Source organism: Geobacillus sp. B4113_201601 (genome assembly GCF_001587475.1).
GTDB lineage: Bacteria > Bacillota > Bacilli > Bacillales > Anoxybacillaceae > Geobacillus > Geobacillus icigianus.
Window position 1 is genome coordinate 85,425 of record NZ_LQYX01000094.1, and the last position, 16,932, is coordinate 102,356.

The 16,932-nt window shown below is 56.1% G+C and carries 16 protein-coding genes; 13 read left to right on the forward strand and 3 right to left on the reverse strand.

Features of this window, described 5'->3' with window-relative positions:
- Positions 1 to 275: 275 nt before the first annotated feature.
- From B4113_RS13705 to B4113_RS13720, 3 genes are all read right to left on the reverse strand, one after another.
- Positions 276 to 1,268 (reverse strand): glycosyltransferase family 2 protein, encoded by a 993-nt coding sequence (locus B4113_RS13705; protein WP_081897161.1) that lies wholly within the window; start codon positions 1,266 to 1,268, stop codon positions 276 to 278.
- Between the two features lie 17 nt (positions 1,269 to 1,285).
- Positions 1,286 to 2,956: a DUF6044 family protein gene (locus tag B4113_RS13710; RefSeq protein ID WP_033017812.1), complete on the reverse strand. Its 1,671-nt coding sequence runs from the start codon at positions 2,954 to 2,956 to the stop codon at positions 1,286 to 1,288.
- Positions 2,957 to 3,849: 893 nt separating this feature from the next.
- Positions 3,850 to 4,404 (reverse strand): MerR family transcriptional regulator, encoded by a 555-nt coding sequence (locus B4113_RS13720; RefSeq protein WP_061912573.1) that lies wholly within the window; start codon positions 4,402 to 4,404, stop codon positions 3,850 to 3,852.
- Between the two features lie 219 nt (positions 4,405 to 4,623).
- Between B4113_RS13720 and B4113_RS13725 the strand changes: the two genes are divergently transcribed.
- From B4113_RS13725 to B4113_RS13785, 13 genes are all read left to right on the forward strand, one after another.
- Entirely contained in the window at positions 4,624 to 5,796 is a 1,173-nt protein-coding gene (locus tag B4113_RS13725; RefSeq protein WP_061912574.1) for a PDZ domain-containing protein, read from the forward strand.
- A gap of 14 nt (positions 5,797 to 5,810) precedes the next feature.
- Complete coding sequence (locus B4113_RS13730; RefSeq protein ID WP_033017804.1) at positions 5,811 to 6,035, forward strand: CsbA family protein; 225 nt, start codon at positions 5,811 to 5,813, stop codon at positions 6,033 to 6,035.
- Entirely contained in the window at positions 6,032 to 6,262 is a 231-nt protein-coding gene (locus B4113_RS13735) for a hypothetical protein (protein WP_061912575.1), read from the forward strand. Before B4113_RS13730 ends, B4113_RS13735 begins: the two co-directional genes overlap by 4 nt.
- A 392-nt stretch (positions 6,263 to 6,654) precedes the next feature.
- The gene (gene uvrB / locus B4113_RS13740; protein ID WP_153017160.1) at positions 6,655 to 8,631 is read left to right on the forward strand and encodes an excinuclease ABC subunit UvrB; all 1,977 of its coding nucleotides are present in this window, start codon (positions 6,655 to 6,657) and stop codon (positions 8,629 to 8,631) included.
- A gap of 5 nt (positions 8,632 to 8,636) precedes the next feature.
- Positions 8,637 to 11,495, forward strand: coding sequence for an excinuclease ABC subunit UvrA (gene uvrA / locus B4113_RS13745; RefSeq protein WP_061912577.1), 2,859 nt, complete (start codon positions 8,637 to 8,639; stop codon positions 11,493 to 11,495).
- A gap of 128 nt (positions 11,496 to 11,623) precedes the next feature.
- Positions 11,624 to 11,950, forward strand: a complete 327-nt coding sequence (locus B4113_RS13750) for a DUF4870 domain-containing protein (RefSeq protein WP_061912578.1) — start codon at positions 11,624 to 11,626, stop codon at positions 11,948 to 11,950.
- 84 nt (positions 11,951 to 12,034) lie between these two features.
- The gene (locus B4113_RS13755) at positions 12,035 to 12,397 is read left to right on the forward strand and encodes a phage holin family protein (RefSeq protein WP_033017797.1); all 363 of its coding nucleotides are present in this window, start codon (positions 12,035 to 12,037) and stop codon (positions 12,395 to 12,397) included.
- Positions 12,372 to 12,572: a hypothetical protein gene (locus B4113_RS13760; RefSeq protein WP_061912579.1), complete on the forward strand. Its 201-nt coding sequence runs from the start codon at positions 12,372 to 12,374 to the stop codon at positions 12,570 to 12,572. Before B4113_RS13755 ends, B4113_RS13760 begins: the two co-directional genes overlap by 26 nt.
- A gap of 58 nt (positions 12,573 to 12,630) precedes the next feature.
- Positions 12,631 to 13,566 (forward strand): HPr(Ser) kinase/phosphatase, encoded by a 936-nt coding sequence (gene hprK / locus B4113_RS13765; RefSeq protein WP_061912580.1) that lies wholly within the window; start codon positions 12,631 to 12,633, stop codon positions 13,564 to 13,566.
- Positions 13,567 to 13,814: 248 nt separating this feature from the next.
- Positions 13,815 to 14,627: a prolipoprotein diacylglyceryl transferase gene (lgt, locus tag B4113_RS13770; RefSeq protein WP_033843075.1), complete on the forward strand. Its 813-nt coding sequence runs from the start codon at positions 13,815 to 13,817 to the stop codon at positions 14,625 to 14,627.
- Positions 14,628 to 14,715: 88 nt separating this feature from the next.
- A complete protein-coding gene (locus B4113_RS13775) occupies positions 14,716 to 15,654 on the forward strand; it encodes a nucleoside recognition domain-containing protein (RefSeq protein ID WP_033843076.1) in 939 nt (312 codons plus the stop codon).
- Entirely contained in the window at positions 15,651 to 16,319 is a 669-nt protein-coding gene (ppaX, locus tag B4113_RS13780) for a pyrophosphatase PpaX (RefSeq protein WP_061912581.1), read from the forward strand. Before B4113_RS13775 ends, ppaX begins: the two co-directional genes overlap by 4 nt.
- Positions 16,316 to 16,813 carry a DapH/DapD/GlmU-related protein gene (locus tag B4113_RS13785; RefSeq protein WP_033017782.1) on the forward strand — a complete coding sequence of 166 codons (498 nt, stop codon included), beginning with the start codon at positions 16,316 to 16,318 and terminating at the stop codon, positions 16,811 to 16,813. Before ppaX ends, B4113_RS13785 begins: the two co-directional genes overlap by 4 nt.
- Positions 16,814 to 16,932 lie beyond the last annotated feature (119 nt).

Here is a 16,932-nt window from a genome sequence, read left to right on the forward strand (position 1 = left end):
TCCGGGTTGTCGTGCGGAGAGGAAAAAGGCGTTCATCGATCAATGGCTCTCGTGAGGGAAAGCGCGATGGCCGGCGTTGTCTCTTGATTCGATCACGGCTGGACGGGATGAAAAAGAGGGGGAGCGAAAAGGCGCGCCCCATATCGTGAGGCAGAACCGTATATATAGCAACGCAAGAGAAGGAGGGTGTCCCTACAAAGGATCGGGACACCCTCTTTCGTTGCTAATATAACGCACTGGCTGCTTCTGCCGCACGGGGACCGCTGTTTTCTGTTCTATAAGCGCGCCGGCGTTTTTTTCTGTTCTGCCGGAAGCGGCAGCTGGACGGTCGTTTCGATCGCAAAGCGCGGACGACGTTTTACTTCTTGGTAAATTTTACCTACATATTCACCGATCAGACCAAGGCTCATTAGCACGAGTCCGCCGATAAACCAAACGGAAATCATGAGCGACGTCCAGCCGGATTTCGCGTGTCCGAGCCATTTGCTGATGAGAGCGTACAACCCGGCCGCTCCGCTGATGAGAAAGGCGGCAAAACCGATCAAAGTAATGGCGCGAATCGGTGCGACGCTTAAGGAGGTGATGCCGTCAAAGGCGAAGGCGAGCATCTTTTTGAGCGGGTATTTCGACTGCCCGGCCCATCGCTCATGACGGTCGTAAAAGACGCATGTCGAGCGGAACCCAACAAGCGGCACCAATCCGCGCAAAAAGAGATTGACTTCTGTGTAGCGGCTCAGCTCATCGAGCGCCCGCTTGCTCATTAACCGGAAATCGGCGTGGTTGTAAATGAGCTCGATTCCGAGCGCCTGCATGAACCGATAAAAGGCTTGGGCGGTCGTACGCTTGAACCACGTGTCTGTCTTTCGGCTGCGCCGCACGCCGTAAACGATGTCGTATCCTTCGCGGTATTTTTGCACAAATTCGCGGATCGCCTCCACATCGTCTTGCAAATCGGCGTCAATGGACACGGCGCAATCGGCGTACGCGCGGACGGTGTCAAGCCCGGCGAGCAGCGCCCGCTGATGGCCGACGTTGCGCGCGAGCTTGATGCCCGCCACGAAGGGGTTTCGCTCGCTTTCTTCTTCAATGAGCGACCATGTCCGGTCGCGGCTGCCGTCATCGACAAAAACGACATGGCTGCCGATGGCGACCGCTCCTTCTTCGAGCAATTGCTCAAGCAAAGCGGTCAGCCGCCGGGTCGTTTCCGGCAACACGTCTTCTTCGTTGTAGCATGGGACGACGATGGCCAACAATGGTTTGTCCATCATGTGTTTCTTGCCTCCTTTCACTCCACTTCATACACATAAATTTTCCATACTGACTGTCGATCGGTGAACGCCCGCAAGAAGCGGAGATGGATGTCGCGGGCGTTCATGATCGGGACGGAGGAAAAAATGTACTTGCCGCCAAGCTGTTTGAATGCCTTTGTGTTGATCTCGAAATGATGGATGACTTTATGCGATCGTTTCGTGAACATATAATGTTTTCCAAGCTCTGCCGAGAACAAATAGACGCGGTTGCCCCAATGGTCAAAATAGTCTTTCAGCACCGGGTTTTTATCCAGTTCCTTGGCGATGATACGCCGAAATTGCCGCTTATATGACAGCGGGTAAAAATTGTTGTACGTATCGAGCGTATAAAACCCGTTGTATTGAGCGATGGCCGGATGCAGCCCAACGCTGGCGACGCGGTAGGAGGATACCGGCTTGCCGATATATCGTTTGATTTCTGAAAACAAATGTTCAGAATAAAATTGCTCGAACGATGGTGTGCCAGCGAGGCGATAGCGAATTTCCTCGTTGAATCCGCCAAGCAGCAGCAACTGCAACGTCAGGGCGATCGGTACGAGCCGCCGCCACGCCGCGCGCTCTTTGGCGATGATTTGCAAGGCCAAGGCAAAATCAAGGTAAATGACCATCGGCCGCAAAAAATGGAAGCGGGCGAAATTGAACGTATTCAAAAGCGAAATCCGCTCTTTGAGCGGCTGCCACCCTTTGTAAAACCAAAACGCATACCAAGTCGATAAGGCGATGTTCAACCAAAACAGCAAAAGAAAGCGCCGCTCCAATGGTCCGCGCTGTCGGCGCCAAACGAGAAAAAACGCCGCCCAAAGCACCGGCAAGATGATCGGCCCGTGAACGGTCATTACATGCGTATGGCCGAGCACATAGTTTTTTAGCGTCAGCCGCAGACAGTGGAGGAAGCTGAGCCGTGAAGAAAGAAATTCGTTTCGGCTCGTCGGTTCGCCATCGAAGACAAGCGAGTATACGAGCCGGTACTCGATGGCTAAAAACAAGCTGGTCATCAAGACAATCGCTGTGAACAATCGTTTGTTCCATTGCCTGCGGACAACGCCGTCAAACAACCACACCGCCCCCATCGCGGCGAGGAAAAAGAAAAATCCGAGCACAAAGCTGGCGTAAAACGGAAGCAAGATGATCGCAAGCCACTCTTTCCACGTCGCTTCCCCTTTGCGGATGGAAAGAAATGCCCATAGCGCCAGCGGCATGCCGAGCGTGCTCAGCATCCCGGACGGCCAAAACGGCGTCAGGGCGAAGGCGAGGGAGACGCCGACGCGAATCAGCCATGATTCCGGATTCGGCAAAAAGTGGCGGCGAAGCAGCCAATACATGCCCAAAAAAGCGAAAATACGCGTGATCGTCTGGCTGAGCGCGTACGCCACCATGGAAGGGAATAAGGCGTGCAGCCACACGATGCCGCTGAATTCCGTCCCAAAGGCGTTGCGCGGCAGGCCGTTGATCACTTGCGGGATGACGGCGTCGATGGGGCCGAACAGCTCGCCGCTCCGGACCAGCACCCGATACCAAGCAATGTTGGAATCCATGTTGTCATGGACACGAATATGGGCATGTTCCCCGAGAAGATATAGAGGGGACAGATAGGCCGCCAAGATGATCCATGCCGCGATGAGCGCCTTTCGTTCGTTCCGTTCCACGTCTGGCTTCCCTCCTTTCGAAAAGCGAAATCATCGCAACATCCGACATTATACGAAGCAATGATTAAGAAATGATAAGAAAGAGGTAAAGAAGCGGTGAAGGCCAAGCAAAAAAGCCCGCTTCAACCGGCCGAAGCCTTCGGGAGAACGATTAGAATCCACCACCGTCCCCCAAACGGAGCCGCGGTCGCTAAGCCTAAGGAGGACGGCGGGGATCAAGGTGAAAAAACAGTCTATATAAGTTGCCATTTTGTTTTCCATGGCGTTGTTCGCCGTTCTTGTCACGGTGCCAACTTGTCAGGTGATAAGATGGGACATGGAGACCGGAGATTCTTTATTACAACCTAATATATTAAGTTGCCATTTTGTTTTCCATCCCGCTGATTACTCTGATATTGGCTTGTATTTAGATGAAACCTGCAACGAAAACTCGGAAATTCTTTATTGCAACTTATATAGCTTCCCTTTTTTATCTACCTTCATGATTTGGGCCACAATCACTCGCTTTGTCCATCTTCATGCTTGACGGTGGTCACAGCAGAGAAAAAGGGGCCAGAGGGTGCCTCCTAGTTGGTTGAACCCTCTCTTGCGCCCTCATTAGATGTGGAAGACAGGAGCTGAACAAAGCATTTCATTTTGAAACACGATGTTGCGAATAGGCATTGTTCAATCCTCATCGTATGTTAGAAGGCCGGTGAAACGTGCTGATTTGCGCCCAACCGCCAGTGTTTCGACGTGTATGTTGGCAAGGTTGCTCAAATGGAGCAAGTCAGGTTGCCCTTAGACTCCCTTCTTCCATCACCGGCCTTTTCGATTGGCTGCTGGCTTGCGTGTTGCTCTTTCACCGCCAACGGTCAGTTAGCTACCCGCGCGGCCGGAACTGAAGCAACCGGCTAGGCGAACAGACCGATCACCCGTCCGAGGCCGCGCCGTTTTCGCTTTGGTGGTTGAGGCGGTTCGTGGGATGATGGCGGCTTGTTATTCAGCTGTTGCTCGAGCCGGGCGACGAGCTGTTCGAGCGCGGCGAGGCGGGCAGTGATTTCTTCCATTTCCCGACGGTGATGCAGCAATTGAACGGAGACGACGTCGTCGGCTTTTTGGCCGAGCTGCTGTTCGAGTTGATCAAGGCGCGAAGAGATGCGGGCGATTTCCGGTTCGAAGGATGGCTGGCGCAAAACGTCGAGCGTGGGCGACGGCGCTTCTTGTTTCGGTTGGTTGTCGGTTGGCAACGACGCTGCAGCGGAAGGGTGCCGCGCGGCTGCAGGCCGTTCCAAGGCCGCGCCTTGTTCGAATTTGACGCGCTCCAACAAAGCGATCGTGTTTTCATCGAACAAGTAATGGCCGGCTTCATTTTTGCGCAGCGGGATGTCATACTTCCGCACCCAGCGTTGGATGGTTTTCGGTGAAACACCAAGACGGGCGGCGACATCGGTCGTTTTTATTTCCATCGTTTCACTCCTCCCTTTCTCCTTCTTGTTCTATCTTTTTTTCATTGAGGGCGCGAACTCCTTCCTGACCGACAAAACTAGTGGCGATTCGACAAAGAAAGCCGAAAAGGACGGCATTTCGCCACATGGGAAAAAAGATGGCGGCAGGCATAGGATTTGTCGCGGCCATTTGGTAGAATAAAAGGTAAAGAACGGTGAACGAAACAAGGGGGAACGTTGATGGCGACATGGGGGCTTGAATGGCTAGAAGGGATTGCGGCGGTATGGCGGCAGCCGCTCCTTTATTATGGCGCCTTGCTCGCCTTGGCCGCCGGTTGGCGGCGGGTGAAGCGCGAGCGCCACGATTTTCACGTGCGCGTCTACAGTCCATGGAAAGAATGGCGGGGGCTTTGGACAAGCGGATGGCTTCCGGGGGCGGTGCTGTCAGCGGTGGCGCTTGGGGCGGGCCTCGTCGTGCCGAAGGAGGTCGTTTGGACGGTGACCGCGCTCACGGTGCTGCTTGGCTTGACGATGGAAGCGCGGCTATTGTCGGCGGCGTATACGCTGGGGGGGACGCTGCTCGTGCTCGCGATGGCCGAGCGCGGCAGGATGGCTGTTCCTTGGCTTCGCGATGGCGTAGAAGCAGCGCCGGTGTTGGCGCTGTGGCTGACGTTGCTGTTGGCGGCTGAAGGATGGCTCATCATTCGGACGCGAACGGAGCCCGCTTCGCCGCAGCTTTTGAAAAGCAAGCGGGGAATGACCATCGGCCGGCAATGGGTGCAGCGCCTCTGGTTTGTGCCGGTCGTGTTGCCGATGGCTGGCGGCTCGCTGCCGTCGCTTCCATGGTGGCCGTTTGCTGTCGGCGGGGAAGGGCATTCGTTTTGGCTTGTTCCGTTTCTGATCGGGTTTTCTCAGCGTCGCCATCATGTGCGGCCGCCCGAGGCGGCGCGTCGGGAAGGGCGGCTCGTGCTGCTGCTGGCCGGCGTTGTTGCCGTGTTGGCGACAGGAAGCGTATGGTATGCGCCGCTGGCGGTGGCGGCGGGAGCGGTGGCGGTCATCGGGCGTGAATGGATCGCTTTTTCTGGCCGCCGCGCCGACAGCGCTTCCCCACCCCGCTTTGCCCGTCATCCGCACGGAGTGGTCATCGTCGGGGTGCTGCCGGGGTCAAAGGCGGAAAAAATGGGGCTTTCGATTGGGGAAGTGATCTGCAAAACGAACGGGGTGCCAGTGCGGACGGAGGCGGAGTTTTACGAAGCGCTCCAGCGCAACCGCGCATTTTGCAAATTGGAAGTGATCGGCGATAACGGGGAAGTTCGCTTTGTCCAAGGGGCGCTCTATGAGGATGAACACCATGAGCTTGGGCTGCTGTTCGTCCGTGAGCGCGGCTCCTTGGCATCGGAAGCTGTTTCGTAAAGGAGAAGACAATCATGTGGTTTTTGGCGGCGCTTTTCATACCGTGTCTCTTAGTGTTGTTGTTCGCGCGGGTGACGTACAATCGGTACATCGCGGTGCTGTTGACCGTCGCCCTGCTTGTAGCTTCTTATCTGAAAGGGTATACGGACCAGTTTCATGAAATCGTGGCCGATGTTGCTTCCACGATAGCCGGGTTTTTGTGGGCAGGGCGCATGCTTGAGCGCTTGAAGGAAAAATGAAGGGCGATGGCCGGCGGCGCGGCTGTGATGATCAACGCTTTTTCCCGCCGGTGGGCGGTGAAGCAAGCAAAGCGGAGCCGGTGATGGACTCGCGCAGCCGCTTCTCGGAATCGTTTCTTAATATAGAAAAACTTGTTCCATCGATCAAGGCAAACAGCGGTTTTTCATCGACCTTAACAAGGCCGGCGGAAATAGCTGTTTTTTCCGATCAATGGATGAACGTGTGAAAAGAAGCGCTGATGATACAACGTTTCTCTATTGGAGAAACGATGCTAGGAATCGGTATGTACTATTAAATCACCAGCCTCTAAAGGAGCGGACGGGGAAGAAGGAACCAGTCCGCTTTTTGGCGTTGCTAAAAAGGGCGATGATGGCCGCAAAATCGAGATGTCGTTGCTCTGCGTCTGCGCCCCGCTGCACTGATGCCAGCGCCTCTGTCTGTTGATGGGGCGCTTCGTCTTGTTCCTTGAGACAGCGGTTTCTTCCCGAAAGTGCAGGAAAGAGGGAGCGATGGAAAACGCTGAACGGATTGGTACGAATATGAGTTCGCATTTTTGATGCGCCGATGGAGCCGATGTGGTACAATGGGGAAAGATGGTACGGAGAAGGAGGCGGAACGGTGGAGGGCCGTTTTCAACTAGTTTCATCTTATCAACCGCAAGGCGATCAACCGCAGGCGATCGCCAAGCTCGTTGACGGGTTGCGGCAGGGAGTGAAGCACCAAACGCTGCTTGGGGCGACGGGGACGGGCAAAACGTTTACGATCTCGAACGTGATTGCCCAAGTCAACAAACCAACGCTCGTCATCGCCCACAACAAAACGCTCGCTGGCCAATTGTACAGCGAGCTGAAGGAGTTTTTCCCGCACAACGCCGTCGAATATTTTGTCAGCTATTACGATTACTATCAGCCGGAAGCGTACGTGCCGCAGACGGATACGTACATTGAAAAAGACGCGAAAATCAACGATGAAATCGATAAATTGCGGCACTCGGCAACATCGGCTTTGTTTGAGCGCCGGGACGTCATCATCGTCGCCAGCGTGTCGTGCATTTACGGTTTAGGGTCGCCGGAAGAATACCGGGAGCTCGTCGTTTCATTGCGCGTCGGGATGGAAATCGAGCGCAACGCGTTGCTGCGGCGGCTCGTTGACATCCAATACGACCGCAATGATATCGACTTCCGGCGCGGCACGTTCCGCGTCCGCGGCGATGTCGTCGAAATTTTCCCCGCGTCGCGCGATGAACATTGCATCCGCGTCGAATTTTTCGGCGATGAAATCGACCGCATCCGCGAGGTGGACGCCTTGACCGGCGAGGTGCTCGGCGAGCGTGAGCACGTCGCTATTTTCCCGGCGTCGCACTTTGTCACGCGCGAGGAGAAAATGCGGCTCGCCATTCAAAACATCGAACAAGAGCTCGAGGAGCGGCTCGCCGAACTGCGCGCGCAAGGGAAGCTTTTGGAGGCGCAGCGGCTCGAGCAGCGGACGCGCTATGATCTTGAAATGATGCGCGAGATGGGCTTTTGTTCCGGCATCGAAAACTACTCGCGCCACTTGGCGCTGCGGCCGCCGGGCTCGACGCCGTACACCTTGCTTGACTATTTTCCGGACGATTTTTTGATCATCATTGATGAGTCGCACGTCACCTTGCCGCAGCTGCGCGGCATGTACAACGGCGACCGGGCGCGCAAGCAAGTGCTCGTCGACCACGGCTTCCGCCTGCCGTCGGCGCTTGACAACCGGCCGCTCACGTTTGAAGAGTTCGAGCAAAAAATCAAGCAAATTATTTACGTCTCCGCGACGCCGGGGCCGTATGAGCTTGAGCATAGCCCGGGCGTTGTCGAACAAATCATCCGCCCGACCGGGCTGTTGGATCCGACGATCGACGTCCGTCCGACGAACGGGCAAATCGACGATTTGATCGGCGAAATTCGCGAGCGGGTCGAGCGGAACGAGCGGACGTTGGTCACAACGTTGACGAAAAAAATGGCTGAAGACTTGACCGATTATTTGAAAGAAGCCGGCATCAAAGTCGCTTACTTGCATTCGGAAATCAAAACGCTGGAGCGCATTGAAATCATCCGCGACTTGCGGCTCGGCAAATATGATGTGCTTGTTGGCATCAACTTGCTGCGGGAAGGATTGGACATTCCGGAAGTGTCGCTTGTCGCCATTTTGGACGCCGACAAAGAAGGGTTTTTGCGCTCGGAGCGTTCGCTCATCCAGACGATCGGCCGCGCGGCGCGCAACGCGAACGGCCATGTGATCATGTACGCCGATACAGTGACGAAATCGATGGAAATTGCCATTCAAGAAACGAAGCGGCGCCGGACGATTCAGGAAGCGTACAACCAAGAGCACGGCATCGTGCCGCGCACGGTGAAAAAGGAGATTCGTGACGTCATCCGCGCGACGTATGCGGCGGAAGAGACGGAGACGTACGAGGCGAAGGCGCCGGCCAAGATGACGAAGCAGGAGCGGGAAGAGCTGATTCGAACGCTCGAGGCGGAAATGAAAGCAGCGGCCAAAGCGCTCGACTTCGAGCGGGCCGCCCAGCTGCGTGATGCCATTTTCGAGTTGAAAGCGGAAGGGTGACGGGAATGGAGAAAATTATCATCAAAGGGGCGCGCGCCCATAACTTAAAAAACATTGACGTCGAAATCCCGCGCGGCAAGCTTGTTGTATTGACCGGGCTGTCGGGTTCGGGAAAGTCGTCGCTGGCGTTTGATACGATTTACGCGGAAGGGCAGCGGCGCTACGTCGAATCGTTGTCGGCGTACGCCCGCCAGTTTTTAGGGCAGATGGACAAGCCGGATGTCGATGCGATCGAAGGATTGTCGCCGGCCATTTCGATCGACCAAAAGACGACAAGCCGCAACCCGCGTTCCACGGTCGGCACGGTGACGGAAATTTACGACTACTTGCGGCTGTTGTTCGCCCGTATCGGCCGGCCGTTCTGCCCAACGCACGGCATCGAAATTCAATCGCAGACGATCGAGCAAATGGTCGACCGGCTGCTCGCGTACCCGGAGCGGACGAAAATGCAAATTTTGGCGCCGATCGTCTCGGGACGAAAAGGGACGCACGCGAAAGTGCTTGACGATATCCGCAAACAAGGGTATGTGCGCGTCCGCATTGACGGCGAGATGCGCGAGTTAACGGAAGACATCGAACTGGAAAAAAACAAAAAGCATTCGATTGAGGTCGTCGTCGACCGGATTGTGATGAAAGACGGCATCGCGGCAAGGCTCGCTGACTCGCTGGAGACAGCCTTGAAGCTCGCCGACGGCAAAGTCATCGTCGATGTGATCGGCGAAGGAGAGCTCTTGTTCAGCGAAAAGCACGCTTGCCCGTATTGCGGCTTTTCGATCGGGGAGCTTGAGCCGCGCCTGTTCTCGTTCAACAGCCCGTTTGGCGCCTGCCCGGACTGCGACGGGCTCGGGGCGAAGCTCGAAGTCGATCCCGACCTTGTCATCCCGAACGATGAATTGACATTGAAGGAGCACGCCATCGCTCCGTGGGAGCCGCAAAGCTCGCAATACTACCCGCAGCTGCTCGAAGCCGTGTGCCGCCATTACGGCATCCCGATGGACGTGCCGGTGAAAGATTTGCCAAAAGAGCAGCTCGATAAAATTTTGCACGGCAGCGGCGGGGAAGTCATTCATTTTCGTTATACGAACGATTTCGGCCAAGTGCGTGAACAGTACATCGAGTTTGAAGGAGTTTTGCGCAACATCGAGCGCCGCTACCGCGAGACAAGCTCCGATTACATCCGCGAGCAGATGGAAAAGTATATGGCCGAACAGCCGTGCCCGACGTGCCAAGGCTACCGGCTGAAAAAAGAAAGCCTCGCCGTCTTGGTCGGCGGCAAGCATATCGGCGAGGTCACCGCCATGTCGGTGACCGAGGCGCTCGCCTTTTTTGACGGTCTCGAGCTGACGGAAAAAGAAGCGCAAATCGCCCGCCTCATTTTGCGTGAAATTCGCGACCGGCTCGGCTTTTTGCAAAACGTCGGCCTCGACTATTTGACGCTGAGCCGCTCGGCGGGCACGCTCTCCGGCGGCGAGGCGCAGCGCATCCGCTTGGCGACGCAAATCGGCTCGCGGCTGACCGGCGTCTTGTACGTGCTCGACGAGCCGTCGATCGGCCTGCATCAGCGCGACAATGACCGACTGATCGCGACGTTACAAAACATGCGCGACCTCGGCAATACGCTCATTGTCGTCGAACATGACGAAGATACGATGCTCGCGGCCGACTATTTGATTGACATCGGTCCGGGGGCGGGCATCCACGGCGGCGAGGTCGTCGCGGCCGGCACGCCGGAAGAGGTGATGAACGATCCGAACTCGCTCACCGGCCAATATTTGTCCGGGAAAAAATTCATCCCGCTCCCGGCCGAACGGCGCCAGCCGGACGGACGGTGGCTCGAGGTGGTCGGCGCCCGCGAGCACAACTTGAAAAACGTCTCGGTGAACATCCCGCTCGGCACGTTCGTCGCCGTCACCGGGGTGTCAGGCTCGGGCAAAAGCACGCTTGTGAACGAAGTGCTTTATAAGGCGCTGGCGCAAAAGCTGCACCGGGCGAAAGCGAAACCGGGGGAACATCGCGACATCCGCGGGCTTGAGCATCTCGACAAAGTGATTGACATCGACCAATCGCCGATCGGACGCACCCCGCGGTCGAATCCGGCGACGTACACCGGGGTGTTTGATGACATCCGCGACGTGTTTGCCGCTACGAACGAAGCGAAAGTGCGCGGCTACAAAAAAGGGCGCTTCAGCTTCAACGTCAAAGGCGGGCGCTGCGAGGCGTGCCATGGCGATGGGATCATCAAAATTGAAATGCACTTTTTGCCGGACGTGTACGTCCCGTGCGAAGTATGCCACGGCAAACGGTACAACCGCGAAACGCTTGAGGTGACGTACAAAGGAAAAAACATCGCCGACGTGCTGGACATGACGGTCGAAGATGCGCTGGACTTTTTCGCTTCGATCCCGAAAATCAAACGCAAGCTCGCGACGCTGTACGATGTCGGCCTCGGCTATATGAAGCTCGGCCAGCCGGCGACGACGCTCTCCGGCGGCGAGGCGCAGCGCGTCAAGCTCGCTGCCGAGCTGCACCGCCGCTCGAACGGCCGGACGCTCTACATTTTGGACGAGCCGACGACCGGGCTGCACGTCGACGACATCGCCCGGCTGCTTGATGTGCTTCACCGGCTGGTCGACAACGGCGATACGGTGCTCGTCATCGAACATAACTTGGACGTCATTAAAACGGCCGATTACATCATTGACCTAGGTCCGGAAGGCGGCGACCGCGGCGGGCAAATTGTCGCGGCCGGCACGCCGGAACACGTGGCCGAGGTCGAAGCTTCCTACACCGGCCGCTATTTGAAACCGATTTTGGAACGCGACCGGGCGCGCATGCAGGCGCGGTATGAGGCGGCAAAGGCGTAAAGGCCTTTGCCGCTTTTTTCAACCGGCGGTGGAGGAAGTGGCTGCGCTATCTTTTTTTTCAACGGCGGGAAACTTTCCCTGATGATGATCGTATATACAAAACGAACACGTGGGAAAGGGGATTGTCAATGTCAACGAATAAAATGGTATCAGCGCTTTGTTATTTTAGCGTCTTTTTCGCGCCATTGCTTTTGCCGATCGTCGTTTATTTCGTCGTTGAGGATATGGAAGTGAAACGCCATGCGAAGCGGTCGCTCGTGTCGCATTTGATTCCAGCCGCCACCATTGTCTTGTTCATCGCCTTCGCCGCCTCGCCGCTCTTGTTTGGCCATTGGAACGAGGGGTCGTTCTTGTTTAGCAGTGGGGTCGTGTGGCTTGGCTTTCTTGTGGCCGGGGTGGTGAACCTTGTGGTTGTGATTTGGAATGTCATTAAAGGAATTCAAGTGTTAAAATAGAAATGATGATGGCCGTCGATTCAAGGCGACATAGGCAGATGATGGCGTTTCAACGCGAAAGATTACAGAAAAGATGGTGAGGCCATGCTCAATTGGTTGATCGGAGTTGTCGTAAATACGGTGTTGTTAATGGCGATTGACGGCTATTTTGACGACATTCATTTCAGCGGGGTGGGGGCGGCGTTTGTGGCCAGCCTCATTTTGGCGGTGCTTAACGCCGTCGTCCGCCCAGTCCTCATTTTATTGACGCTGCCGGTAACGGTGTTAACGCTCGGTTTGTTTTTGTTTGTGATCAACGCCATCACGCTTATGATGACGGCCGGGTTGATGGGAGATGCGTTTCAAATCGGCGGTTTTGGCACCGCGCTGCTCGCGTCGATCGTGTTGTCGTTTTTCCATTTGCTTGTGCAAAAGGCGATTATTGAGCCGCTGCGCGACCGCTCGTAACGGAAGCGCGATTGATGAAGGGGGCGCCGTCGTTTTCCGCCGCGGCGTGAATCGATCGAGACGCGGAACGGAGCGGCGCCTAGACGGTGCGTTGCGCATCGTTTCGGTTCGACGGGGGCTGAATCGGGACGGGGAAGCCGTCCCGATTTTGTTTTCGCCGTTGTTTTCCATTTAATGACGAAACGAAACGTGCTACAATGGAAAAAGATGAGGAAAGGGGAGAAAGGCCGAGTATGCCAAAAGTGCGGACGAAAGACATCATCGAACAGTTCCAGCTCGAGCTCGTCAGCGGCGCTGAGGGCATTTACCGCCCGATTACGACGAGCGACTTGTCACGGCCGGGCATTGAGATGGCCGGCTATTTCGCTTATTATCCGGCCGAGCGCTTGCAGCTGCTTGGGCGGACCGAGCTGTCGTTTTACGAAACGTTGACGCCGGAAGAAAAACGGTCGCGGATGGAGCGGCTTTGTACCGACATTACGCCAGGGATCATCGTTTCGCGCGGGCTTGAGGTGCCGCCCGAACTGATCGAAGCGTCCGAGCGCCAGTCGGTGCCGGTGATGCGTTCGACGATGAAAACGACCCGGCTCTCAAGCCGATTGACGAACTATTTGGAAAGCAAGCTCGCTCCTACGACCGCGGTGCATGGAGTGCTGGTCGATGTGTATGGGGTCGGTGTATTGATCACCGGCAAAAGCGGCGTCGGCAAGAGTGAGACGGCGCTGGAGCTCGTGAAGCGCGGCCACCGCTTGGTCGCCGACGATTGCGTGGAAATCCGCCAAGAAGACGAGGACACGTTGGTCGGCAGCGCGCCCGAGTTGATCGAGCACTTGCTGGAAATTCGTGGGCTTGGCATCATCAATATGATGACGCTGTTCGGCGCAGGAGCGGTGCGGACGCATAAGCGCATCTCGCTCGTCATCGATTTGGAGCTGTGGGATCCGGAAAAGCAGTACGACCGGCTCGGGCTCGAGGAAGAAAAAGTAAAAATATTGGATACCGAACTGCCGAAACTGACCATTCCGGTCCGCCCCGGCCGCAACTTGGCCGTCATCGTGGAAGTGGCGGCGATGAACTTCCGGTTAAAACGCATGGGCGTCAACGCCGCTGAGGAGTTTTCGGCGCGCTTGAGCGATGCCATCGAGGATGGAGCGCCCGATTACGAGTAACGGCGGGCCGCGAACAGGAGGCGGGTTGTGGGAGACAACGGCGTTCCCCGTGATTTAAGCCGTCTTCGAGTGCATTGGAAGCATCCTGAGCGGTGGCATTTGTTTTTTAACAGTGGACCGCGAACGGGGACGGTGGCGGGAGACAACAGCGTTCGTTCCCCCGTGATTTAAGCCGCCTTCGTGCGCATTGGAGGCATCTTGAGCGCGGCATTCGTCCTTGCCTGATACGCAACATAGGAGGTGGAAAGATGGAGTCTGCGATTCAGCCGCTTGACCGCGTGTTTTTGCACCTTGGTCCAATTACAATATATTGGTATGGGGTCATTATCGGCACCGGCGTTTTGATCGGGCTGTGGCTCGCGACGCGCGAAGGGGTGCGGCGCGGCTTGGCGAAAGAGACGTTTGTCGATTTGGTGCTGTTTGCTGTGCCGATCGCCATTGTCTGCGCGCGGACGTACTACGTGCTGTTTGAATGGAACTATTATTCAAAGCATCTTTCTGAGATTCCGAAAATCTGGGAAGGAGGCCTTGCCATTCACGGAGGGTTGATCGGGGCGGTAGCGACCGGCGCGGTGTTCGCCCGCGTGCGCGGGCTGTCGTTTTGGAAGCTTGCTGATATTGCCGCCCCGAGCATCATTTTAGGGCAGGCGATCGGGCGCTGGGGCAACTTTATGAACCAGGAAGCGCACGGCGGTCCGGTGTCGCGCGCGTTTTTGGAAAACTTGCATTTGCCCGATTGGATCATCAATCAAATGTACATTGACGGCCGTTATTGGCATCCGACCTTTTTGTATGAGTCGCTTTGGAATCTCGCCGGCTTTTTCTTGCTTCTTTGGCTGCGGCGTGTCAATTTGCGGCGCGGCGAGCTGTTTTTGTCCTATTTGATTTGGTATTCGGTTGGCCGCTTCTGGATTGAAGGGATGCGCACCGACAGCTTGATGCTGGCCGGCAGTCTGCGCGCGGCCCAAGTCGTATCCGTGACGTTGATCGTGCTGTCGATCGCGCTGTGGATCGTGCGCCGGGCGAAAGGATGGGCCGAAGCAAGATATCAAGACGAGTAACCGCCTTGGTCCGTTGACGGGTGACTAGGGAAAGGGGCGGTGAAAAGGCCGCACGGCGGCATGAAGACAAGCGAAGGAGAGAGGAGATATGGTGGGAACATTGCAGCGCGGCGTCATCGCCGGGCTGAAGACGTCATGGGCGCTTGGCAAAATCATCTTTCCGGTGACGCTCGTTTTGGCGTTGTTGCAGCCGACGCCTTTATTTTCATGGCTGATCGACCTTGTCACTCCCCTGATGAAGTGGTTTGGCTTATCCGGCGATGCGGCCGTGCCGCTGGTGCTCGGCAATCTGCTCGGGTTGTACGCGGCGATCGGGGCGATGCTGACGATTGAGTTTACGGTGAAAGAAGTATTGATTTTGGCGATCATGCTTTCTTTTTCCCATAACTTGATCGTTGAGTCTTCCGTCGCCTCGCGCACGGGAATGAGCGTTTGGCTCATGCTCGCCGTGCGCATTGGCTTGGCCGTTGTATCCGGGTTGCTGATCGCTCATTTATGGGACGGGGGGCATGAGGCCGCCCAATACGGCTTTATAACACATGAGGCTGCACCGCCGGTCGGCTGGGGGGCGATCGCGTTGGCGGCGCTGAAAAAAGCGGCCACCGGCATCGTGCAGCTGGTCGCGATTGTCATTCCGCTAATGACGATCATTCAAGTGTTGAAAGAACGCCACTGGATTGAGACGTTTTCGCGCTGGATGGCGCCGGTGACCAAGATGCTCGGTATGAGCGCGAACACGTCGCTCACGCTCGCGGCCGGTTTTGTGTTTGGCCTCGCTTATGGGGCGGGGGTGATGATTCAGGCGGCGAAAGAAGACGGCGTCTCGAAGCGCGATTTGACGTTGGCGTTTATTTTTCTCGTTTCTTGCCATGCCGTTGTCGAGGACACGCTCATTTTTGTTCCGCTTGGCATCTCGGTCTGGCCGTTGTTGGTCATTCGCCTCGTTACGGCTGTGCTGTTGACGATGGCGGTCGCATTCCTTTGGCGCCGCTTTGAACACCCGATGAGAAAGGAAGCTGCATCATGACGATTCGCACGATTTTATTTGACCTTGACGGAACGTTGATTGATACGAATGAGCTCATCATCCAGTCGTTTTTGCATACGCTGGAGAAGTACTACCCGGGCCGCTACGGGCGTGAGGACGTCTTGCCGTTCATCGGGCCGTCGCTGTACGAGACGTTCAGCTCGCTCGATCCGGAGCGGGTTGAGGAGATGGTGAAGACGTATCGCACGTTCAACCACGCTCGCCATGACGAACTGATCCGCGAGTTTGACACCGTATATGAGACGATCGAGACGCTGCATCGCCATGGATTTCGCCTTGGCGTCGTAACGACGAAAATGCATGACACGGCGCTCATGGGCTTGCGAAAAACGCGGCTTGAGCCGTTTTTCTCATGCGTCATTGGTCTTGATGACGTCAGCCGCCCTAAGCCGGACCCCGAACCGATTCATAAGGCGCTTGAGGCGCTTCAGTCGAAACCAGACGAAGCGCTCATGGTCGGCGACAACTACCACGACATTTTGGCCGGCAAAAACGCCGGTGTCAAAACGGCCGGCGTCGCTTGGGCGATTAAAGGGCGCGGGTATTTGGAACAATATGAACCGGACTATATGTTGGAAAAAATGAGCGATTTGCTGGCCATTGTCGGCATCAACGAATGGAAGGAGGAAGCGTCCTCCCGGTGAGACGAACGACCAAATACCCCGTCTGCGGGGCGAACTCGCTCTGGCAATTGTACCGCACCGTCTCGTTTTGGAAAGTGCTGAAAAACGTCATCGTGATCCAAATCGGGCGCTACACGCCGTTTTTGCCGCTGAAAAACTGGCTGTACCGCACGTTTCTCGGCATGAAGATCGGCGAGCAAACGGCGCTCGCCTTTATGGTCATGCCGGATATTCTCTTCCCGGAAAAAATCCGCATCGGCCGCAACTGCGTCATCGGCTACAACACGACGATTCTCGCCCACGAATATTTAGTGGACGAATACCGCCTCGGCGATGTGGTGATCGGCGATGAGGTGATGATCGGCGCCAATTCGACCATTTTGCCCGGCGTCGTGATCGGCGACCGCGCCGTCGTCGCCGCCGGCACCATCGTCCATCAAGACGTCCCGCCCGGAGCCATGGTCGCCGGCTGCCCGATGCGCATCGTCCGCACGAACGAACCGCCTTCCGAGTAACGGGGGCGGTTTTCCATTTTGAAATAGGAAAAAATGAAAGAAACCACGAGTGTTGATTATCCAAAATTATACATACGCCTTCCATAAATTTGGGCATACTCAAACAAAGCAGCGGCCAT

Bases quoted from the DNA above. Each gene is read 5' to 3' on its own strand.
- lgt (WP_033843075.1), top strand. From the start codon at position 13,815: ATGGAGTCTGCGATTCAGCCGCTTGACCGCGTGTTTTTGCACCTTGGT.
- ppaX (WP_061912581.1), top strand. From the start codon at position 15,651: ATGACGATTCGCACGATTTTATTTGACCTTGACGGAACGTTGATTGAT.
- uvrA (WP_061912577.1), top strand. From the start codon at position 8,637: ATGGAGAAAATTATCATCAAAGGGGCGCGCGCCCATAACTTAAAAAAC.
- B4113_RS13750 (WP_061912578.1), top strand. From the start codon at position 11,624: ATGTCAACGAATAAAATGGTATCAGCGCTTTGTTATTTTAGCGTCTTT.
- B4113_RS13735 (WP_061912575.1), top strand. From the start codon at position 6,032: ATGAAGGGCGATGGCCGGCGGCGCGGCTGTGATGATCAACGCTTTTTC.
- hprK (WP_061912580.1), top strand. From the start codon at position 12,631: ATGCCAAAAGTGCGGACGAAAGACATCATCGAACAGTTCCAGCTCGAG.
- B4113_RS13755 (WP_033017797.1), top strand. From the start codon at position 12,035: ATGCTCAATTGGTTGATCGGAGTTGTCGTAAATACGGTGTTGTTAATG.
- B4113_RS13730 (WP_033017804.1), top strand. From the start codon at position 5,811: ATGTGGTTTTTGGCGGCGCTTTTCATACCGTGTCTCTTAGTGTTGTTG.
- B4113_RS13720 (WP_061912573.1), bottom strand. From the start codon at position 4,404: ATGGAAATAAAAACGACCGATGTCGCCGCCCGTCTTGGTGTTTCACCG.
- B4113_RS13705 (WP_081897161.1), bottom strand. From the start codon at position 1,268: ATGATGGACAAACCATTGTTGGCCATCGTCGTCCCATGCTACAACGAA.
- B4113_RS13775 (WP_033843076.1), top strand. From the start codon at position 14,716: ATGGTGGGAACATTGCAGCGCGGCGTCATCGCCGGGCTGAAGACGTCA.
- B4113_RS13725 (WP_061912574.1), top strand. From the start codon at position 4,624: ATGGCGACATGGGGGCTTGAATGGCTAGAAGGGATTGCGGCGGTATGG.